Consider the following 19,849-nt stretch of genomic DNA (forward strand, 5'->3'; position numbering starts at 1 on the left):
CGATACCCAAGCTGGCACTGCATGTCCTCGACCGACCTCTACCGTCCCACGGCATCAGAAGATCCGCCACGGACGCTCGACAACCTGCCGCTGTTCCCGTTGCACACCGTGCTGTTTCCCGGTGGACGGCTGCCCTTGCGCGTGTTCGAGGCGCGCTATGTCGACATGGTGCGCAACTGCCTGCGCGACAGCACACCCTTCGGCGTTTGCCTGATCGAAAGCGGCGAGGAAGTGGCCCGGCCGGACCAGCCCACCGTGCCCGAGCTGGTCGGCTGCCTGGCGGAGATCGTCGACTGCAACATGGAACAGCTGGGCGTGCTGCTGATCCGTGCGCGCGGCCGCGAGCGCTTCCATATCGTCAGCCATGACACCCGCGACAACGGCCTGCTGATCGCCCGCGCCGAGGTGCTGCCCCCCGACATCATCGACTGCAAGCTGGAGCTGCTGGGCGAATGCCTGGATGCGCTGCGGCGTATCGTCACGCGGCTGCATGCCGAGCAACCCGACCGACTGCCGTTTGACGAGCCCTACCTGTGGGACGACCCGAGCTGGGTCGCCAACCGGCTGTGCGAGTTGCTGCCGGTGCCGCTCAAGGCCAAGCAGATGCTAATGGCGCTGCCCGATGCCGGCATGCGCATCGAGATCGTGCACCGCTACATGCGCCAGAACCACATGCTCTAGCCGCGGATCCCCGAAACACGCCCGCCAGACTTCAGAACAGCCCGCCGCGCGCCTGGTCCTCCAGCAGCCTGCGCACCGGCGCGGGCGTACCCACCGCATCGAGATCGTCAAGCGAGATCCAGCGCTGCGCGGCTTCCGCGGCGCTGTCCTGCGCCATCAGGCTTGCGCCGTCCGCACTCACATCGACCCGGATGGCACGGATCAGCAGGCGGACGTGCGTGAACACATGGGTCAGCTCGCCGGTCAGCGCGGCGCGCGCGGGCTTGCCGAAGGCGCGGGCATAGTCGAGCGCCGCCGCCTCGGCGGCTTCCGCGTCGAAGGGCACGGTGTCGACCGGCATCTCCGGCAGGCTCCACAGGCCGCCCCAGATGCCGCTGCCGGGGCGCAGGCGCAGCAGCACTTCGCGCTGGCGCCGCACCAGCAGCATTACCGTGCTGCGCTCGGGGATAGCCGCGCGCGGCTTTGGCGTGGGCAGCACGCTGGTGAGCCCGTCACGGCGCGCCACGCAGTCGGCCGACAGCGGGCACGCACCGGCATCGGCCAGGCAGGCCGGCTTGCCGCGCGAGCACACCGTGGCGCCCAGGTCCATCAGCCCTTGCGTATAGGCGATCATGTCCTCGGCCTGGCGCGGGCCTGCCGCCGGCAATGCCAGCTCGGCCAGCTGCCACATGCGCGTTTCCACCACGCGCTCGCCCGGATGGCCGTGGATGCCGAAGCAGCGCGCGAACACGCGCTTGACGTTGCCGTCCAGGATCGGCGAGCGCACGCCGGCGCTGAACGCGGCGATCGCCGCAGCGGTGGAGCGGCCGATGCCGGGCAACGTGGCCAGCACCGCAGGATCCGTCGGGAAACGGCCGCCGTGCTCGCTCACCACCTGCATGGCGCAGCGGTGCAGGTTGCGTGCGCGCGAGTAATAGCCCAGCCCCGCCCACAGCGCCATGACCTGGTCGGCAGGCGCGGCCGCCAGCGCCTGCACCGTGGGCAGCTGCGAGACAAAGCGCTGGAAGTAGTCGATCACCGCGCTCACCTGGGTCTGCTGCAGCATGATCTCCGACAGCCAGATGCGGTACGGGTCGCGCGTGTTCTGCCACGGCAGGTCGTGCCGGCCATGCCGGCGCTGCCAGTCAACCACGCGGGCGCCGAAGTCGGGCGGCACGCGGATATCGTCGGGGATGGCGGGAATGGCGCGGGGGGCTGGTTTGCGGGGCATCTGGGTGAAACGTTCTGAAGCGCGGGGGCGCGGCGGCGCACCAAAGAAAAAGGCGCCGCTGAGTGCGGCGCCACATGATATACCGGCTTCAGGATCAGGCCACCGCAAGGCTCGCGCTGTCGGCGGCGGCCGTCGGCCGCAGCAGCCGCTGCGCGTAGCCCTCGATACGGCCGCTGCGCTCGTCCAGGCCGTTGAGCACTTCCTCGAGCTCGGCAATGCGGCTTTCCAGCGTGTCGGTGGCCTCGTGGATGCGCTCGATCGAATCGACGCGCCGGCGCAGCTGCTTCTGGTGCTCGCGCACCTGCGCTTCCAGCGGCGTCATCACCGACTTGAGCCAGACCTCGATATCGCGGTTCAGGTCGCGGAAGTTCTCCAGCACGCGGCTGGCCATGGTGTTGAAGGCGCTCTGCACCAGCTGCGGGCGCGAGCGCGTCAGCATGCTGACCGTGCCGAAGTGCGCATGCACCAGGCGCAGTGTTTCCTCAAGCTCGGCCACGTAGCGCTCGGCAGTGAACTGCATCGGCGTGGGCAGCGTGAAGCCGTGTTCGGCGTTGAAGCGCCGGTACATGCTTTCGATCAACTGGTGCAGCTGGCCGATCTTGTTGTCGGCATCGGTCACCAGCCTGGTCAGCTGCGCAAACAGCGCGTCCATGTCTTCGCGCAGGCCGCGCGAGAAGAAGCGCTCTTTCATCTGCTCGCGCGCGCTGCGCATGGTGAGGCGCACGTCGCGCAGCTGCAGGCTCTTGATGATGTCGGCACTGTGGCGGCCGAAGACCAGGCGCAGCGCCTGGAACTTGCTGATGCTCTGCTCGAACTCGTCCTTCTCGCCCTGCACCCGCATCAGCATGTGCTTGACCATCGCGTGGTTCTTGCCGCGCAGGCCGCGCAGCTCGAACAGCTGCTCGACAATATCGCGGCGGCGGCTCTGCAGCAGCTGCTGCGCGGCGCGCGCCATGTCCTGCACCAGCCGGTGCGCCTGGTCTGAAACGATCTCGCGCCGGCGCGGGATCAGCTGGTCGGACAGCACGTGCTCGAACTCGGGCAGGCCGCTGCGCGCCAGCAGCTCGTCGTCGTGCGTGACCTTGGCCACCAGGCCCTTCTGCGCCGACACCGGATAGACGCGTGACTGCTCGATGCCCAGCACCTGCCCGGTGGTGGACACCTGCCGCGCAATCTCCTGCGCGATCTCGCCCGGCTGGCGCAGCGGATCCCACAGCCCGTCGATCTTGTTGAGCACCGCCAGGCAGCCGCGCCGGTGGCCAGCGCCGACATGGCTGCGCCACAGCTCCAGGTCGCTCTTGGTGACACCCGCATCGGCGGCCAGCACGAACACCACCACATGGGCGTCGGGGATCAGCCGCAGCGTCAGCTCGGGCTCGGTGCCGATCGCGTTCAGGCCCGGCGTGTCCAGGATCACCAGGCCCTGGCGCAGCAGCGGGTGCGGGAAATTGATGACGGCGTGGCGCCAGCGCGAGATCTCGACCATGCCCTCGGCATCAACCGCGTAGGCGGCATCGGGATCGTTCTCGTGGTACAGGCCCAGCGCCTCGGCCTGCGCGGGCGGCACGCGCACGGTCTGCACCACGTGCTGGAACGCAGCCAGCATGCCCTCGGGCGAAGACGGGTCCAGCGGCACCGAATGCCAGTGCGAAGCCGAGGTGCCGGCCTCGAGGAAGTCAGCGGTAGAGGCCTCCTGCAGGCGTGTCTCGATCGGCAGCAGCCGGATGCACGGCGGCTCGGCCTCGTCATAGCGCAGCTCGGTCGGGCACATCGTGGTGCGCCCCGCCGACGACGGCAGGATGCGGCGCCCGTAGTCGGCAAAGAAGATGGCGTTGATCAGCTCGCTCTTGCCGCGCGAGAACTCGGCAATGAACGCGACCTTGAGGCGGTCGCTGCGCAGCACGCTCTGGATGCGCTGCACGCGGTCATCGGCCTGGGCGTCGTACAGGTCGTGCTGCTGCAGCCAGGACTGGAATTCGGCCAGTGACTGGAGGACCCCGGTTCTCCAGGCGCCGTATTGTTCGAATTGGTGGGCGAGCGTTGTCATGGAGCTGTTCGGCTGACTTGGTTTTACCTCGGGGCACGCCGCTTTCGCGCTGCGCCCGTGTTCGCGCAATGCCGGCCCGACCACTGTCTACCCTGCAAGCGGTTGGGCCATTTTGTAACTTTTTATAACTGCACACACGATACAGGTTTCCACAGCGGTTTTGTGGAATTCACGTCCCTCGGTCATGCCTTGCACAAGGAGTGTTGCGCCGACCCATCGACAATCACCGGCGGCGCGCATTGTGCGCCACACGGCGCCTGCCCGGGGGTGGCCGCCAGGGCTCAGTGCTGGCAGTTCGGGCAGTAGAAGGTGGAGCGCTGGCCCTGCACGATCTGGCGCACCGGCGTGGCGCAGACCCGGCACGGCTGGCCGGCGCGGTCGTAGACCAGGCAATCAAGCTGGAAATAGCCGCTGGCGCCGTCGCTGCCGACAAAGTCTCGCAGCGTGCTGCCCCCGCGCTCGATCGCCTGCGCCAGGGTCTCGCGCACCGCCTGCGCCAGGCGGTCGCAGCGCGCGCGGCTCAGGCGCCCGGCCGGGGTGGTCGGGCGGATGCCGGCGCGGAACAGGCTTTCGGACGCATAGATATTGCCCACGCCCACCACGATGCCGCCGGCCAGCAATACGGTCTTGATGGCGGCGCTGCGCCCGCGCGTGTGGCGGTGCAGCCAGGCGCCGTCGAAGGCGGGATCGAAGGGCTCGATGCCGAGCGTGCGCAGCAGCGGGTGCGACGGCAGTTCGGCCTCGGGCAGCGTGCTCCACAGGATGGCGCCGAAGCGGCGCGGATCGCGGAAACGCAGCACGATGGTGCCCGGTTTGGTGTCCGGTCCGGCGCCGGGCCCGGGGGCCAGCACCAGGTCAAGGTGGTCGTGCGCGCCAGGCGGCGGCGCGTCAGGCAGCACCCGCAGCGTGCCGGTCATGCCCAGGTGGACCAGCAGCCAGCCGGCCGGCTCGCCCGCCGCCTCGCTCACGCATTCCAGCAGCAGGTATTTGCCGCGGCGCTCGATCCGGCGCACCACGCGCTGGGCCAGCCGCATTTCCAGTTCCGGATCGACCGGCCAGCGCAGGCCGCGGTGGCGCACCGTGACCGCGGCGATGCGCCGCCCCACCACATGCGGCAGCAAGCCGCGCCGGGTCACCTCGACCTCGGGCAATTCTGGCATCGAACCTCTCCGTTGGTTACCGCTCAAAACTCCAGCGGCGCCTGCGGGCACCGGCCTGCGGCGCCAAGCAGCGCATTGTAGCGGCAGGCTACAATGCCCTTATCAATGCGCTTTCTCCCATCCTTCGCCAGCGCGCGCCGGAGCAATCACTACATGTCGGACCTCATGCCGGACCTGATGCCGGACCCCACGTTGCAAGCCACCGCGGGCGGCCTCCCGATCGCATTTCCAGGCGCCGTTTCCCGCACAGCGCGCATGGCTGGCGCCTTGGCCCGGTTTTTCCAGGCGCCCCGCCGCCATGCGCGTGCGCTGGCCGCCTCGGCATTGCTGGCCCTGGCCGCCGGTGCCAGCCATGCCGCGCCGCCTGCGGGCGCCATGCCATTGCCATCGCCACTGCAGCTGGCCGCGGCCGAAAGCGAGCGCCCCGCCGCCGGCAAGCCGGCACGCAGCGCGCTGCCGTCGCTGGAGCTGACCGACGACATCGTCTATATGGTGCTGGCCGCGGAGATTTCCATGCAGCGCGGCCTGGTCGGCCCGGCCTACCGGACCTACATGGAACTGGCCCGGCAGACCCGCGACCCGCGCTTCGCGCAGCGCGCCACCGAGATCGCCTTCAATGCGCGCATCCCGCAGCAGGCGCTGGACTCCGCGCGCCTGTGGAAGGAGATTTCGCCGACTTCGCCCGCGGCAACGCAGGTGCTGTCGACGCTGCTGGTGCTCAACGGCCGCTGGGACGATGCCCGGCCCCTGCTGCAGCAACAGCTGGCGGCGGTGCCGGCCAACCATCGCGGCGATGCCATCCTACAGCTGCAGCAGCAGCTGTCGCGCACCAGCGATCCGGCCGGCGCGGCCACACTGCTGCAGGACCTGACCAAGAATGACGCCAAGCTGCCTGAAACGCAGCTGGCCCTGGCGCGCGCCAGGGAAGTCGCCGGCGACGAGCCGGGCGCGCTCGCCGCGCTCGACCAGGCATTGCGGCTGCGCCCGGGCTATGAAGCGGCCGCGCTGATGGCGGCCGAGCTGCGCGCCGAGAAGCAGCCCGACGAAGCCGTCGCCATCCTGAAGCGCTTCCTGGACAAGTCGCCCGATTCGGTCAACGGCCATATCACGCTGGCGCGGCTGTACCTGCTGCGCAACGACATGCAATCGGCCCGGCAGGAGTTCGAGACACTGCGCAAGGTAGCCCCGGGCGACCCGCGCGTGCCGCTGGCATTGGGCCTGACCAGCCTGCAGGCCAAGAGCTACGGCGAGGCCGAGCAGTACCTGAAGGAATACCTGCAGCTGGTCGAGAAGCAGCCCACCGCCAACCCCGACATTGCCTACCAGTACCTGGCGCAGATCGCCGAGGAGCGCAAGGACTACGCCGGCGCCATCCAGTGGCTGGACCGCATCGAGGACATCCGGCTGGCGCCCGCGGCCACCGCCAAGCGCGCGCAGCTGCTGGCGCGCATGGGCAAGCTCGACGACGCCCAGGCGCTCTTCGGCGAGATGCTCACCGACGCCGAGGACATCCCCGATCCCGGCCAGCGCACGCAGCGCGTGACCGCCATCCGCCAGGCCGAGGTAGCCACGCTGATGGAAAGCAAGGCCTATGACCGCGCCCGCAAGCTGCTCAACGACCGCGTCACGGCCGAGCCCGACAACGCCGACTGGATCTACGAGCTGGCCATGCTCGACGAGCGCCAGAAGCGCTACGACAGCATGGAAAAGGGCCTGCGCAAGGTGATCGCGCTGCAGCCGCAGCAGAAGCAGGGCTACAACGCGCTGGGCTACTCGCTGGCCGACCGCAACGAGCGCCTGCCCGAGGCGCTCAAGCTGCTGGAGCGCGCCTCCGAGCTGGGGCCGGACGATCCGTACATCATGGACAGCCTGGCCTGGGTCAAATTCCGCATGGGCGACCTGCGCCCGGCGGCCGACCTGCTGCGCAACGCCTATTCCAAGGCGCCCGAGGCCGAGATCGGCGCGCACCTGGGCGAGGTGCTGTGGCAGCTCGGCGAGCACGACGAAGCGCGCAAGACCTGGACCGAGGCCGTCCGGATCGATCCCGAGAACGAGACCCTGGTCGACACGCTGCGCCGCTACAAGGTCAACGTGCAACTGGCCAAGTAACCCCGCTCGCCGCGGCCCGCAGCGCGGGTCCGCGGCGCCGGATTCCCGTCAGCCGGCGGCCGCCGTCGCGCCGCCGCTCTCACGACCAAGCCCATGAAACTATCCCGACGCCTGGCGCTCTTCTGCCTTGGCGCCCCGCTGCTGCTGCAGGCGTGTGCCAGCGTGGCACCGTCGCGCGGCTTTGATGGCGACCAGGCCGCCGCCAGCCAGCAATACACCGGCCGCTTCTCCGCCAACTACGTGCGCTACGGGCGCGACGAAGGCGTGCAGGGAAGCTTCCGCTGGGAAGAGCAGGGCCGCAACGTGCGGCTGGACCTGGTGTCCCCGCTCGGCCAGACCCTGGCCGTGGTCACCGCCACGCCGTCCGGCGCCACGCTCGACCTGCCCAACCAGCCGCCGCGCAACGCGCCTGAGGTCGACACCCTGATGGAGGAAGCGCTTGGCTTTGCGCTGCCGGTGGCAGGCATGCGCGACTGGCTGCACGGCCGCGCCACGCAGGGCGCGCCCGCGCGCACCACGCGCGACGAGCAGGGCCGGCTGGCCACGCTGGCGCAGAACGGCTGGACCGTGCGCTACGTCGCCTGGCAGGACGCGGCCGCCCAAGTGCCGCGCCGCATCGACCTGGCGCGCGACGCCGGCAGCAATCCGCTGTCGGTGCGTCTCGTGATCGATCCCCAGACGCCGTGAACCACGCCATGCATCGCAGCCAACCCCTGCCCCCGCCCGAACTGCGCGACTGCCCCGCGCCAGCCAAGCTCAACCTGTTCCTGCACGTGACCGGCCGCCGCGCCGACGGCTACCACACGCTGCAGACCGTGTTCCAGCTGGTCGACTGGTGCGACACGCTGCATTTCCGCCGGCGCGACGACGGCGTGGTCGCGCGCGTCACCGACGTGCCCGGCGTGCCGGCCGAGACCGACCTGGCGGTGCGCGCCGCGCGCGCCTTGCAGGCCGCCACCGGCACCGCGTTCGGCGCCGACATCGCCATCGACAAGGTGCTGCCGATGGGCGGCGGCATCGGTGGCGGCTCGTCCGATGCGGCCACCACGCTGCTGGCGCTGAATCACCTGTGGGGACTGGGCCTTGCGCGTGCCGAACTGATGCGCATCGGCCTGGCGCTGGGCGCCGACGTGCCGGTGTTCGTGTTTGGCCAGAACGCCTTTGCACAGGGCATCGGCGAGGACCTGACGCCAGTCGAGTTGCCCGACAGCTGGTTCGTGGTCATCCACCCGAAACAGCATGTCCCCACCGCTGAAATTTTTTCGGACGCGTGCTTGACAAGGGATACGCCGCTCTCCATAATTGCGGTCTTCGCTGCTCGCACAAACAAATTCGATTTCGGTCGCAACGACCTGGAACCGATAGCAACAGCGAAGTTCGGCGAAGTCGCCCGAGCCCTAGCATGGCTGAAGCAACACAATCAGCATGCCAGGATGACCGGTTCCGGAGCCTGCGTGTTTGCGCGTTTTCCCGACGCAGCAACAGCGCAGCAGGTTTTGGAAAGGTTGCCCCCCGAATGGGATGGTAGGTGTGTGCGCAGTCTGGCACGTCATCCGCTCGCAGCGCTCGCGTAAGCAAGTTTTCGTTCGGCGCGGTACGGTAGTCCGGTACCACGAAGAACGGCCCGGTTGTGTAGGGGAGTCGCCAAGTTGGTCAAGGCACCGGATTTTGATTCCGGCATTCGAAGGTTCGAATCCTTCTTCCCCTGCCATTACATTCCTATAGTGTCCTTACGGACCCTCTGTATCAGTCACCGGCTTTGCCGGTGACACCAAGCTCCCCCAGCAGCAAGACAGGTGCCCCGAATGAGCAGCGAAGGCTTGATGGTATTTACCGGCAACGCCAACCCCAAACTCGCGGAGGCTGTCGTACAGCACCTCGGCATTCCTCTGGGCAAGGCGTTGGTTGGCCGTTTCTCCGACGGCGAAGTTCAAGTTGACATCCAGGAAAACGTTCGCGGCAAGCACGTCATCGTGCTGCAGTCCACCTGCGCGCCGACCAACGACAACCTGATGGAGCTGATGGTGATGGTCGACGCGCTCAAGCGCGCCTCGGCACGCAGCATCACCGCCGCCATGCCCTACTTCGGCTATGCCCGCCAGGATCGCCGCCCGCGTTCGGCGCGCGTCGCGATCTCGGCCAAGGTCGTGGCCAACATGCTGGAAGTCGCCGGTGTCGAGCGCGTGCTGACGATGGACCTGCACGCTGACCAGATCCAGGGCTTCTTCGATATTCCCGTCGACAACATCTACGCTTCGCCGGTACTGCTGGGCGACCTGCGCGAGAAGAACTACGGCGACCTGCTGGTGGTGTCGCCGGACGTCGGCGGCGTGGTCCGTGCCCGCGCACTGGCCAAGGAACTGAACTGCGACCTGGCGATCATCGACAAGCGTCGTCCCAAGGCCAACGTGGCCGAGGTGATGAACATCATCGGTGAAGTCGACGGCCGCAACTGCGTCATCATGGATGACATGATCGACACCGGCGGCACGCTGTGCAAGGCCGCCCAGGTGCTGAAGGAGCGCGGCGCGCTGAAGGTCTTCGCCTACTGCACGCACCCGGTGCTGTCGGGTGGCGCGGCCGCCCGCATCGCGGACTCGGCGCTGGACGAAGTGGTGGTGTGCGACACCATCCCGCTGTCCGAAGAAGCCGCCAAATGCACCAAGATCCGTCAGCTCTCGACCGCCCCGCTGCTGGCCGAGACTTTCACCCGCATCGTCAAGGGCGACTCGATCATGTCGCTGTTTGCGGGTTCCTGATAAAATTTAAAGCTTTACTGCGTTGACTGCTGCTTTCTGGCGGTCAACGTGACTTGATCGGCGCTCATTTTTTCATTTGCGCCGCAACGAGGCTGTCTGGTCGCGGACGGCCTTCTTACTTTTGGAGTCATCATGAAAGTTGTCGCTTTCGAGCGTAGCGTACAGGGAACGGGTGCGAGCCGCCGCCTGCGCAATTCGGGCAAGACCCCCGGCATCATCTACGGCGGCACCGCCGAACCGAAGATGATCGAACTGGATCACAACGCGCTGTGGCACGCCCTGAAGAAGGAAGCGTTCCACTCGTCGATCCTGGAACTGGAAGTCGCTGGCAAGTCGGAACAGGCCCTGCTGCGCGCATTCCAGATGCACCCGTTCAAGCCGCTGGTGCTGCACGTCGATTTCCAGCGCGTGTCGGCCAACGACAAGATCCACGTCAAGGTGCCCCTGCACTTCATGAACCAGGAAACCGCTCCTGGCGTGAAGCTGGGCCACGGCATCGTCAACCACATCGTGAACGACCTGGAAGTGTCGTGCCTGCCGGCCGACCTGCCCGAGTTCATCGAAGTGGACCTGGCCGCCGCGGAGCTGAACCAGACCATCCACCTGTCGGACATCAAGCTGCCGAAGGGCGTGACCGTGATCACCCACGGTGACGACAACCCGGCCATCGCCAGCATCTCGCAACCGGCTGGTGCCGTGTCGGAAGCTGCCGAAGGTGGCGAAGCCGCTGGCGAAACGCCGGCTGCCTAAGCTGCAGCAGCGGTTGCGGCCTGCCGGCCGCGCCACGAAGAAACCGCCGCTACTTGCGGCGGTTTTTTTTCGCCCGGCAGCCGTCTGCCGGTTTTTCGGTATCCTTGGCGCTTGTGGCGCAGCCTTGCGCGCCAACGACCCAGTCAAACGCATGATCAAGCTCATCGTCGGCCTCGGCAATCCCGGTGCGGAGTACGAGGCCACCCGACACAACGCCGGCTTCTGGCTGGTGGACCAGCTGGCCCGCATGGGCGGCGCCACGATGCGCGTGGAAGGCCGCTTCCACGGCCTGGCCGCGCGTGCGCGGCTGTGGGACCAGGACATCTGGCTGCTCAAGCCGTCGACCTTCATGAACCGCTCCGGCCTGGCCGTGGTGTCGCTGGCGCGCTTCTACAAGGTCCTCCCCGACGAGATCGTGGTCGCGCACGACGAGATGGATCTGCCGGCGGGCGCGGCCAAGCTCAAGCGCGGCGGCGGCGCGGGCGGCCACAACGGGCTCAAGGACATCTCGGCCCACCTGTCCACGCAGGACTACTGGCGCCTGCGCCTGGGCGTGGGCCATCCGCGCAACGCGCCCGGCGGCGCCGGCGCCGGCGCGGGCCGCGAGGACGTGGTCAACTTCGTGCTCAAGCCGCCGCGGCGCGAGGAACAGGAAGCCATCGATGCCGCCATCGAGCGCTGCATCGACCCGCTCGGCCTGCTGGCACGCGGCGATGCCGAACGCGCCATGGCGCAGCTGCATACCACGCGCTGACAAATACGCACATCCCTGCGACAACAGCATGAAAACGGGCCGCATCTGCGGCCCGTCGTCCTTTGGCGGCCCAAGACTGCTATTGCAGACAATATGTCATCAAAGTGCCATGGGCGGCACATACATTCCGTGGTTTCCAATCGCGTCGGTATCGCATGGTGGCCGATGCGCATGACAACCCACAGGAGGAAGCCCATGTCGTACCTGACCGATGAAGCACGAGCCGCCAGTCGTGATGCCAAGCCCGACGTTGACGTGCCCGGCCAGATGCTCGAAGACATCGTAGCCGCCAACCCGGCCCGCCGCCGGGTGCTGCGCGGCGGCCTGGGCCTGTCGCTGGCCTCGGCGTTCGGCAGCGGCCTGCTGGCCGCCTGTGGCGGCGATGACGATCCCGCACCGGCACCGGCACCGGCCCCCGCACCCGCGCCCGCTCCGGCCCCCGCGCCCGCCGCGGTCGCCCCGAGCTACGACGTCACCTTCGAGCCGATCGCCAAGTCGACCGCCGATACCGTGGTCGTGCCCAACGGCTACAGCGTCGACGTGCTGTTCTCCGCCGGCGACCCGGTCGAAGCCGGCGCCACCGGCTATGCCGGCGCCTTCCAGTCCTCGGCCGAAACCGAGCGCCAGGCCGGCGGCAACCACGACGGCATGCACTACTTCGCGCTGCCGGGCGTCGATCCGCAGAAGGGCGGCCTGCTCGCGATCAACCACGAGCTGCCGGACTACAACATCCTGTTCCCGACCGCCTACGTTGCCGCCACCGCAACCCCGGAACAGAAGCGCATCGCGCTGTCGGCGGTGGGCATCTCGGTGATCGAAGTCGAACTGGCGGCCAGCGGCAAGTGGCAGGTCAAGCGCGATTCAATCTACAACAAGCGCTACACCGGCAACACGCTGTACCGCGTCGGCGGCCCGGCCGCTTCGGTGGTGGGCTCGACCGTGGTCGGCATGCTCAACAACTGCTCGAGCGGCCATACGCCGTGGGGCACCTACCTGACCTGCGAAGAAAGCACGGACAACTACATCGACCCGACCCAGGCCGAGAACGGCTACGGCTGGGTGGTGGAAATCGACCCATACGGCACGCTGGGCACGCCGGCCAAGCGTACCGCGATGGGCCGCTTCGACCATGAGAACGTCGCCTTCCTGACCGACGCCAGCAACAACGTCGCCTTCTACATGGGCGATGACGGCACGCCGGGCTGCATCTACAAATTCATCCCGAGCAAGGCCTTCGACCCGAACAACCGCGCCGCCAATGCCAACCTGCTGGACAGCGGCACGCTCTATGTGGCCAAGTTCAATGCCGACGGCAGCGGCCAGTGGATCGAGCTGACGCAGGGCAAGAACGGCCTGACCGTCGGCGCATCGGACCCGGGCAACTGGACCCAGTCGGCCGTCTCGCCGGCGCCGAGCACGGTCGACTTCGCCAGCCAGGCCGACGTGCTGATCAACACCAAGTCGGCAGCGCGCGTGGCCGGCGGCACGCTGATGGACCGCCCCGAGTGGATCACGGCCGCACCGGACAAGACGCTCTACTGCACGCTGACCAACAACAGCGGCCGCCAGCAGACCGACGCCGCCAACCCACGCAAGAACAACCTGCACGGCCATATCGTCAAGTGGAACGAAGCAGGCAATTCGCCGCTGGCCACGACCTTCACGTGGAGCATCCTGCTGCAGGCAGGCGACCCGTCGCTGGCCACCGACAACCTGAAGGGCAATATCAACGGCGACACCTTCTCCAGCCCGGACGGCCTGCGCGTCGACCCCAAGGGCCGCCTGTGGGTGCAGACCGATTCAAGCACCAGCGCCACCTATACCGGCACGTTCGGCAACAACAGCATGTACTACATCTCGCCGACGGGTCAGTCCCGGCGCTTCCTGGCGGGCCCGACGGGCTGCGAAATCACCGGCATTGCCTACACGCCGGACCTGACCACCTGCTTCATCAATATCCAGCACCCCACCGGCAAGTGGCCGGACGCGGCCAAGCTGCCGCGCTCGTCCACCATCGTGGTGCGCCGTAGCGACGGCAAGCCGATGGGTGCGTGACCGCGCAGTGTTGTAGGTAGTACCAGCAGTAACTGGGGAAAAGTTAAACCCCCGTCACCTTGCGGTGCCGGGGGCTTTTTTTGCCTGGCTGAAGCTGCGGGTCAGGCCGCGTGCTTGGCGGCCGTCAGCAGCCGGTAGCGCTGCATCAGGACCTCATGCGTTTCGACGCGGTTCGGATCCTTGGGGATACAGGCGACCGGGCAGACCTGCTGGCATTGCGGCTCGTCGAAGTGCCCGACACACTCGGTGCACTTGTTGGGGTCGATTTCATAGATCTCGGGCCCCATCGAAATGGCTTCGTTCGGGCACTCGGGTTCACAAACGTCGCAGTTGATGCAGTCGTCGGTGATCATCAGCGCCATGGTGTTTCCTTCCTGCGGACACGCCCGCGCCCGACTGGCCGCGACTCGACGTATCTAAGTCTACTATTTTATTCCGGTTTGCCGATTTTCTCTTGCAGCCAGCGTTCCACCGACGGGAACACGAACTTGCTGACGTCGCCGCCCAGCACCGCGATCTCGCGCACGAAGGTGCCGGAGATGAACTGGTACTGGTCCGACGGCGTCAGGAACATGGTTTCCACGTCGGGCAGCAGGTAGCGGTTCATGCCTGCCATCTGGAATTCGTACTCGAAGTCGGACACCGCGCGCAGGCCGCGCACGATCACGCGCGCATTGTTGTTGCGCACAAAGTCCTTGAGCAGGCCGGAAAAGCCTTCGACGCGCACGTTGGGATAGTGCCCGAGCACTTCACGGGCAATGCCGATGCGCTCTTCGAGCGAAAAGAACGGGCGCTTGTTGGGGCTGTGCGCCACGCCGACCACCAGTTCGTCGAAGATGTTCGACGCACGGCGGACCAGATCCTCGTGTCCCCGGGTCATTGGATCAAACGTGCCGGGATAGACCGCGATGACCATACTTCCTCCTTGATCTGCCCGCTGCCGGCCGTGGGCCGCCTCTTGCGCCGGCCGGACCGGCGTGGGTGCTGCGTCGCGAGCGTTGTGACAGCGGCGTAGTGTAACCCCAAATGCGCCACTTGGAAGTCGCCCGGTGCACCGTTTTGCCGCAGCGCAGCTAGGAACCCGTTTCCCATTCAGGAAGGGGACCTTCCTCATTGTGGAACAGGCATACCCGGACAATCGCCCCAGGCTGGTGCATCAGGCAGCGCCGTTGCCCGACACGCGATGCTGCAGCAGGTGGAAATGCACCGCGCCGGCGCGCGCGTGGCGCACGATTTCAAGCGATGCCGGCACCGGCGCGTCGGCACCGGTCAGCGCATGGTCGGTCTCGACATAGACTGCGCCGCCGGGCCGCGACAGCCGCGCCGCATGCTCCAGCGCCGGCCCGATCCAGTCCTCGGCGAAGGGCGGATCCAGGAAGACCACGTCAAAGCTGGCATCGGGCAGCTGCGCGGCAATGGCAAAGGCATCGCCCTGCATCACGCGCACCTGGGCCGCGTCGAGCCGGTACTGGTTGTCGCGCAGCTGCTTGGCCACGCGCGCATTGGACTCGACCAGCGTGACCGCGGCGGCGCCGCGCGAGGCGGCCTCGAAGCCGAGCGCGCCGGAGCCGGCGAACAGGTCCAGGCATTCCAGCCCGGACAGGTCCTGGCCGAGCCAGTTGAAGAGCGTCTCGCGCACGCGGTCGGGCGTGGGGCGCAGGCCCTGGGCGTCGGGAACGGGCAGCAAGGTGCGCTTCCAGCGGCCGCCGATGATGCGGACCTGGGACGGTTCCTGGCGCGGTGCCTGGCGCGGTGCCTGGCGTGGCGCTGCGGAAACGGGGGAACGCCCGCCGCTGGCAGCGGCAGGAGAGGCGGGTCGCCCGCCGGTGGCGGGCGACGGCAATCGGGTACGCGAATTCATCCCGTGATTGTAGAGCCTGCGGGCCGGTTCGCCGCACACGCCGGAGCCCCGGCGCGCATGGCGGGCCCAAGCGGTGCTGGCATCACTGCCTGGCGGCAGTCGCAGGCGCTGCGACCGGGCCGCCGACGATCACCGTCGCCATATTGTCCGGGCGCACATGGCGCTGGAAAGCGGCCCTGACCTGCTCGCGCGTGACCTTGCCAATCTGGTCGGTCCAGGTGTCCAGGTAATCCAGCGGCAGCCCGTACCAGCCGATATTGGCGACGTTGGTCAGCAGCTTGCGGTTGTTGTCGATGCGCAGCGGGAAACCGTTGATGAGGTTGTCCTTGGCCGCGCGCAATTCTTTCTCGGTCGGGCCCTCGGCGACAAAGCGCGCCAGCACCTGGCGCACCAGCGCCAGCGCTTCGTCGGTCTGCGCCTTCTTGGTCTGCAGGCTGATGCCGAACGGACCCGGCTGCTTGGACGGCGCGAAGTAGCTGTCCACGCCGTAGGTCAGGCCGCGCTTCTCGCGCACCTCGTCAGTCAGGCGCGAGCTGAAGCCGCCGCCCCCCAGCACGTAGTTGCCCACCAGCAGCGCGAAATAATCGGGGTCGCCGCGGGCAATGGCCGGCTGGCCGATGGCCACGCTGGACTGCTGTGCCGGATGCGGCATGCGCTGCTCGCTCGGGGCAATGTTCAGGCGCACCTGCGGCATGGCCGGCGCCGCGCTGCCGGGCGGCAGCCCGCGCGTGAGCTGCTCGGCAATGGCTTCGGCCTGCTTGCGGTCGACCGCGCCGATCAGCGTCACCACCGCTCGCTGCGCGCCGTAGTTGTCGCGCCAGAACCTGACGATGTCGTCGCGCGTGATCGACGCCACGCTGTCCGGGGTCGCGGCCACGCCGTAGGGGTGATCGGGATACATGGCCTTGGCCAGCGCCTTGTCGGCGATCACGCCGGGCTTGGCGTCGGCTTCGCGGATGGCGGTGATCAGGCGCTGCTTCTCGCGCCCGACCACGGCGTCCGGGTAGGTCGGCGCCTTGATCAGTTGCGCCGCCAGCGCGACCGACTGGTCCAGCTCCGGCTGCGCGGTCAGCGTGCGCAGCCCGATGCCGCCGCGGTCGCCGCCGGCAGCGCCGCCAAAGGCGGCACCGGTATCGGCAAAGCCATCGGCGATTTTCGCCTCATCGCGCGCCGGCTGGCCCTCCAGCGCCGCGGCGCCCTTGTCCAGCAGCGCGGCGGTCAGCGTGGCCAGCCCGGCCTTGCCCGGCGGGTCATAGCGGCTGCCGGCGTCGAAGTCGATATTGACGTCGAGCATCGGGATCGACGGGCTGTGCACGAAGAACACCTTGGCGCCGGTGGACGCGGTCCAGTGCTCGATGGGGATCGCGGCCTGCGCCAGTTGCGCAGCCAGCAGGACGACGGCGCCCAATGCGGCGCCGGCCAGTTTGCGCAGCGCACGCTGCGGGGTACCAATTTGGGTGACGAACTCAGACATCGCCTTTCCTCAGTGGCGCAGGCCCGACGGGGCCTGGGACTTGGGCTTGTTCGGATCGATCGGCTGCGGCACCAGCGTGGCCACGGTCAGGTTGTCGTCGTTGAAATACTTCGCGGCGACGGCCTGCACCTGCGCCGGCGTGACGGCCTTGATCTTGTCGAGCATGCGGTCGATCTGGCGCCAGGAGATATCCGAGATCTCGGACACGCCGATCTCCATGCCCTGCCCGAACACCGAGTCACGCTTGTAGATCTGGCCGGCCACCACCTGCGCCTTGACGCGCTTGAGCTCTTCCGGCGACACCCCTTCCTTGGCGATGCGCTGGACCTCGGCGCGCAGCGCGCGCTCGATCTCGTCGGTGTTGTGGCCCGCAGCCGGCGTGCCGTCGAGCACGAACAGCGACTCGCCGCGGTTGATGCTGTCGTAGCCAACGTTGACGTCGTCGGCCAGGCGCTGCTCGCGCACCAGTTCGCGCGTCAGGCGCGCGTTGTCGTAGCCGTTGAGCACGGCCGACAGCACCTCCAGCGCGTAGGGGTCGACGTCCTTCTCGATATCGCGCAGGCGCGGCACCTTGTAGGCCATCACCATGTACTGGTTCTCGGCCGGCGCCTTGACCCAGATACGCTTGATGCCCTTTTGCGCCGGCTCTTCCTGGTCCTTGCGCAGCGGCAGCGTGCGCGGCTTGATCTTGCCGTAATAGCGCTCGGCCAGGGCGCGCACTTCCTCGGCCTTGACGTCGCCGGTGACAATCACCATGGCGTTGTTGGGCACGTACCAGTGGCGGTACCACTCCTTGACGTCGTCCACGCGCATATTGACCAGGTCGTCCATCCAGCCGATCACCGGGTGGCGGTACGCGGCGGCGGTGTAGACCGTGGCCAGCAGCTGCTCATAGACGGTGCCGCGCGCGGAGTCGTCGGTGCGCAGGCGGCGTTCTTCCATCACCACCTTCATCTCGCGTTCGAACTCGTCCTTGGTGATGATGAGGTTGGCCATGCGGTCGGCCTCCAGCTCCATCATCCTCGGCAGGTACTGCTTGCCGATCTGCTGGTAGTACATGGTGAAGTCGCGGTTGGTCATGGCGTTCTCACGCCCGCCCAGCGCGGCCACCTGCTTGGAGAACTCGCCCACGCCGACCTTGGGCGTGCCCTTGAACATCATGTGCTCGAGCATGTGCGCCACGCCGGTGGTACCGCTGACCTCATCGATGCCGCCCACGCGGTACCAGATCTGGTGCGCCACCGTGGGCGCGCGGTGGTCTTCCTTGACGATCAGCCGCAGCCCGTTGGACAGGCGGTATTCGGTCGTGCCCTGGGCGGTCGCGCCGGCCAGGGCGGTCTGCGTGCCGGGCCTCGACGAGGCCACGGCTTCCTGCGCCCCCGCCGGCATCGACCATGGCAGCAAGGCCAGCAGCAGCGTGGGAATGACACGCCGCGCAAGACGCGCGGCGCGGGCAGAAAGCGGTTTGGAAGGTAGTGAGAGGCGTTGGATGCGCGTTTGGACGCAGGCTTTGGTGCCTTGTGCGCCCGCAGCGGTCAGGACAGCGCAATGGTTCATGCGACCCCGTCTGCTAGAATTTTGCCGATCGACTCACGTGCGCAAGCCTGCGCGCATGAATCTGCCATGTAGCGAACTATACGCAATCGCCGGCCGGGACCACAACGGTTTCTCCCCAGCCATCGCGATACCTGCGTAACCCCTTGATTATTAACCGGTTGCCTGCTGGCATTGGTTGCCGCCAGGGTATCGGCCACGGTATTGACCCCATTCCCCCATGTTTAGTTTCTGGAAGAAGCGCAAGGCCGAGCCCGCGCCCGTCGAGGCGCCAGCCCCGGCCCCCGCTCCGGTCGCGACGCCTGCACCCACCCCTGCGCCGGCCCCGACGCCCGCGCCGGCACCCGTCCCTGCGCCCGCTCCGGTGCCAACCCCGGTGCCGGTTCCGGCCCAGGTGCCACCCCCTGCCCCGGCACCCGCCGCAGCACCGACCCCGGCTCCGGCCGAGGCGCTCGAGCTGGTGCCGCCGCCCGCGCCCAGCGCGGAAGCCAGGCAGGGCTGGATGCAGCGGCTGCGCACCGGCCTGTCCAAGACCAGCCGCAACATCGGCACGCTGTTCGTCGGCGTCAAGGTCGACGAGGCCCTGTTCGAGGAACTGGAAACCGCGCTGCTGATGGCCGATGCCGGCGTCGAAGCCACCGAGTACCTGCTGGGCGAGCTGCGCAAGCGCGTCAAGGCCGAGCGCATCGAGACTGCTGAAGGCGTCAAGGCGGCACTGCGCGAGCTGCTGATCCAGCTGCTGCGCCCGCTGGAAAAGACCATGGCGCTCGGCCGCGAGCAGCCGCTGGTGATGATGATCGCGGGCGTCAACGGCGCCGGCAAGACCACCAGCATCGGCAAGCTGTGCAAGCACTTCCAGCGCTATGACCAGAAGGTGCTGCTGGCCGCCGGCGACACCTTCCGTGCGGCCGCACGCGAGCAACTGACGATCTGGGGCGAGCGCAACAACGTCACCGTGGTGGCGCAGGAAAGCGGCGACCCGGCGGCGGTGATCTTCGACGCCGTCAATGCGGCCAAGGCGCGCGGCATAGACATCGTCATGGCCGACACCGCCGGCCGCCTGCCGACGCAGCTGCATCTGATGGAAGAGCTCAGGAAGGTCAAGCGCGTGATCAGCAAGGCCATGCCGAGCGCCCCGCACGAGGTGCTGCTGGTGATCGACGCCAATACCGGCCAGAACGCCCTGCAGCAAACCCGCGCCTTCGACGACGCGCTGGGCCTGACAGGGCTGATCGTGACCAAGCTCGACGGCACCGCCAAGGGCGGCATCCTGGCGGCGATCGCGCGCCAGCGCCCGGTGCCGGTCTACTTCATCGGCGTAGGGGAGAAGGTGGAAGACCTGCAGCCATTCAAGGCGGATGAGTTCGCCGACGCGCTGCTGGGGTAAGGCCCGGCAACCCGCGCAAAGCAAAACGCCCCGGCAGTGCCGGGGCGT

General features: G+C 67.8%; 17 protein-coding genes and 1 tRNA gene. 10 read left to right on the forward strand and 8 right to left on the reverse strand.

Going from position 1 to position 19,849, the window contains the following annotated elements:
- The first annotated feature begins 21 nt into the window (after positions 1–21).
- The gene (locus tag ACW4E8_RS03530) at positions 22–681 is read left to right on the forward strand and encodes an LON peptidase substrate-binding domain-containing protein (protein WP_456803245.1); all 660 of its coding nucleotides are present in this window, start codon (positions 22–24) and stop codon (positions 679–681) included.
- A gap of 31 nt (positions 682–712) precedes the next feature.
- Here the strand turns inward: ACW4E8_RS03530 and mutY are convergent, their stop codons facing one another.
- The 3 genes from mutY to mutM form a co-directional block, all read right to left on the reverse strand.
- Positions 713–1,891 carry an A/G-specific adenine glycosylase gene (gene mutY, locus ACW4E8_RS03535; protein WP_456803246.1) on the reverse strand — a complete coding sequence of 393 codons (1,179 nt, stop codon included), beginning with the start codon at positions 1,889–1,891 and terminating at the stop codon, positions 713–715.
- A 94-nt stretch (positions 1,892–1,985) separates the two neighbouring features.
- Positions 1,986–3,938, reverse strand: coding sequence for a dynamin family protein (locus ACW4E8_RS03540; RefSeq protein ID WP_456803247.1), 1,953 nt, complete (start codon positions 3,936–3,938; stop codon positions 1,986–1,988).
- A 281-nt stretch (positions 3,939–4,219) separates the two neighbouring features.
- The gene (gene mutM / locus ACW4E8_RS03545; protein WP_456803248.1) at positions 4,220–5,098 is read right to left on the reverse strand and encodes a bifunctional DNA-formamidopyrimidine glycosylase/DNA-(apurinic or apyrimidinic site) lyase; all 879 of its coding nucleotides are present in this window, start codon (positions 5,096–5,098) and stop codon (positions 4,220–4,222) included.
- A gap of 153 nt (positions 5,099–5,251) precedes the next feature.
- On the opposite strand from mutM, the gene ACW4E8_RS03550 reads away from it, so the two are divergent.
- From ACW4E8_RS03550 to ACW4E8_RS03585, 8 genes are all read left to right on the forward strand, one after another.
- Positions 5,252–7,207 (forward strand): tetratricopeptide repeat protein, encoded by a 1,956-nt coding sequence (locus ACW4E8_RS03550; RefSeq protein ID WP_456803249.1) that lies wholly within the window; start codon positions 5,252–5,254, stop codon positions 7,205–7,207.
- 93 nt (positions 7,208–7,300) lie between these two features.
- Positions 7,301–7,894 carry a lipoprotein insertase outer membrane protein LolB gene (lolB, locus tag ACW4E8_RS03555; protein WP_456803250.1) on the forward strand — a complete coding sequence of 198 codons (594 nt, stop codon included), beginning with the start codon at positions 7,301–7,303 and terminating at the stop codon, positions 7,892–7,894.
- An 8-nt stretch (positions 7,895–7,902) separates the two neighbouring features.
- Positions 7,903–8,781 (forward strand): 4-(cytidine 5'-diphospho)-2-C-methyl-D-erythritol kinase, encoded by an 879-nt coding sequence (gene ispE, locus ACW4E8_RS03560; RefSeq protein WP_456803406.1) that lies wholly within the window; start codon positions 7,903–7,905, stop codon positions 8,779–8,781.
- A 60-nt stretch (positions 8,782–8,841) separates the two neighbouring features.
- Positions 8,842–8,918 (forward strand) — tRNA-Gln (locus ACW4E8_RS03565).
- A 94-nt stretch (positions 8,919–9,012) separates the two neighbouring features.
- A complete protein-coding gene (locus ACW4E8_RS03570) occupies positions 9,013–9,966 on the forward strand; it encodes a ribose-phosphate pyrophosphokinase (protein WP_010814374.1) in 954 nt (317 codons plus the stop codon).
- Positions 9,967–10,098: 132 nt separating this feature from the next.
- A complete protein-coding gene (locus tag ACW4E8_RS03575) occupies positions 10,099–10,716 on the forward strand; it encodes a 50S ribosomal protein L25/general stress protein Ctc (RefSeq protein WP_456803251.1) in 618 nt (205 codons plus the stop codon).
- 151 nt (positions 10,717–10,867) lie between these two features.
- Positions 10,868–11,470, forward strand: coding sequence for an aminoacyl-tRNA hydrolase (pth, locus tag ACW4E8_RS03580; protein ID WP_456803252.1), 603 nt, complete (start codon positions 10,868–10,870; stop codon positions 11,468–11,470).
- Positions 11,471–11,665: 195 nt separating this feature from the next.
- Positions 11,666–13,525, forward strand: a complete 1,860-nt coding sequence (locus ACW4E8_RS03585; RefSeq protein ID WP_456803253.1) for a PhoX family protein — start codon at positions 11,666–11,668, stop codon at positions 13,523–13,525.
- Between the two features lie 101 nt (positions 13,526–13,626).
- Here ACW4E8_RS03585 and ACW4E8_RS03590 read toward each other — a convergent pair whose 3' ends face one another.
- The 5 genes from ACW4E8_RS03590 to ACW4E8_RS03610 form a co-directional block, all read right to left on the reverse strand.
- The gene (locus tag ACW4E8_RS03590; RefSeq protein ID WP_010814370.1) at positions 13,627–13,887 is read right to left on the reverse strand and encodes a YfhL family 4Fe-4S dicluster ferredoxin; all 261 of its coding nucleotides are present in this window, start codon (positions 13,885–13,887) and stop codon (positions 13,627–13,629) included.
- Between the two features lie 68 nt (positions 13,888–13,955).
- The gene (gene coaD, locus ACW4E8_RS03595) at positions 13,956–14,441 is read right to left on the reverse strand and encodes a pantetheine-phosphate adenylyltransferase (RefSeq protein WP_010814369.1); all 486 of its coding nucleotides are present in this window, start codon (positions 14,439–14,441) and stop codon (positions 13,956–13,958) included.
- Positions 14,442–14,681: 240 nt separating this feature from the next.
- Positions 14,682–15,386, reverse strand: coding sequence for a 16S rRNA (guanine(966)-N(2))-methyltransferase RsmD (gene rsmD, locus ACW4E8_RS03600; RefSeq protein WP_456803254.1), 705 nt, complete (start codon positions 15,384–15,386; stop codon positions 14,682–14,684).
- Between the two features lie 82 nt (positions 15,387–15,468).
- Positions 15,469–16,860 (reverse strand): M16 family metallopeptidase, encoded by a 1,392-nt coding sequence (locus tag ACW4E8_RS03605; RefSeq protein ID WP_456803255.1) that lies wholly within the window; start codon positions 16,858–16,860, stop codon positions 15,469–15,471.
- Between the two features lie 9 nt (positions 16,861–16,869).
- The gene (locus ACW4E8_RS03610) at positions 16,870–18,417 is read right to left on the reverse strand and encodes a M16 family metallopeptidase (protein ID WP_456803256.1); all 1,548 of its coding nucleotides are present in this window, start codon (positions 18,415–18,417) and stop codon (positions 16,870–16,872) included.
- Between the two features lie 217 nt (positions 18,418–18,634).
- On the opposite strand from ACW4E8_RS03610, the gene ftsY reads away from it, so the two are divergent.
- The gene (ftsY, locus tag ACW4E8_RS03615; RefSeq protein WP_456803257.1) at positions 18,635–19,801 is read left to right on the forward strand and encodes a signal recognition particle-docking protein FtsY; all 1,167 of its coding nucleotides are present in this window, start codon (positions 18,635–18,637) and stop codon (positions 19,799–19,801) included.
- The last annotated feature ends 48 nt before the right edge of the window (positions 19,802–19,849 follow it).

It is taken from the genome of Cupriavidus sp. CP313 (assembly GCF_054072015.1).

Excerpts from the sequence above, each read along its gene's own strand:
- mutY (WP_456803246.1), bottom strand. The coding sequence starts at position 1,891 with ATGCCCCGCAAACCAGCCCCCCGCGCCATTCCCGCCATCCCCGACGAT.
- rsmD (WP_456803254.1), bottom strand. The coding sequence starts at position 15,386 with ATGAATTCGCGTACCCGATTGCCGTCGCCCGCCACCGGCGGGCGACCC.
- lolB (WP_456803250.1), top strand. The coding sequence starts at position 7,301 with ATGAAACTATCCCGACGCCTGGCGCTCTTCTGCCTTGGCGCCCCGCTG.
- coaD (WP_010814369.1), bottom strand. The coding sequence starts at position 14,441 with ATGGTCATCGCGGTCTATCCCGGCACGTTTGATCCAATGACCCGGGGA.
- ACW4E8_RS03605 (WP_456803255.1), bottom strand. The coding sequence starts at position 16,860 with ATGTCTGAGTTCGTCACCCAAATTGGTACCCCGCAGCGTGCGCTGCGC.
- ftsY (WP_456803257.1), top strand. The coding sequence starts at position 18,635 with ATGTTTAGTTTCTGGAAGAAGCGCAAGGCCGAGCCCGCGCCCGTCGAG.
- pth (WP_456803252.1), top strand. The coding sequence starts at position 10,868 with ATGATCAAGCTCATCGTCGGCCTCGGCAATCCCGGTGCGGAGTACGAG.
- mutM (WP_456803248.1), bottom strand. The coding sequence starts at position 5,098 with ATGCCAGAATTGCCCGAGGTCGAGGTGACCCGGCGCGGCTTGCTGCCG.
- ispE (WP_456803406.1), top strand. The coding sequence starts at position 7,903 with ATGCATCGCAGCCAACCCCTGCCCCCGCCCGAACTGCGCGACTGCCCC.
- ACW4E8_RS03570 (WP_010814374.1), top strand. The coding sequence starts at position 9,013 with ATGAGCAGCGAAGGCTTGATGGTATTTACCGGCAACGCCAACCCCAAA.
- ACW4E8_RS03575 (WP_456803251.1), top strand. The coding sequence starts at position 10,099 with ATGAAAGTTGTCGCTTTCGAGCGTAGCGTACAGGGAACGGGTGCGAGC.
- ACW4E8_RS03610 (WP_456803256.1), bottom strand. The coding sequence starts at position 18,417 with ATGAACCATTGCGCTGTCCTGACCGCTGCGGGCGCACAAGGCACCAAA.
- ACW4E8_RS03530 (WP_456803245.1), top strand. The coding sequence starts at position 22 with ATGTCCTCGACCGACCTCTACCGTCCCACGGCATCAGAAGATCCGCCA.
- ACW4E8_RS03590 (WP_010814370.1), bottom strand. The coding sequence starts at position 13,887 with ATGGCGCTGATGATCACCGACGACTGCATCAACTGCGACGTTTGTGAA.
- ACW4E8_RS03540 (WP_456803247.1), bottom strand. The coding sequence starts at position 3,938 with ATGACAACGCTCGCCCACCAATTCGAACAATACGGCGCCTGGAGAACC.
- ACW4E8_RS03585 (WP_456803253.1), top strand. The coding sequence starts at position 11,666 with ATGTCGTACCTGACCGATGAAGCACGAGCCGCCAGTCGTGATGCCAAG.
- ACW4E8_RS03550 (WP_456803249.1), top strand. The coding sequence starts at position 5,252 with ATGTCGGACCTCATGCCGGACCTGATGCCGGACCCCACGTTGCAAGCC.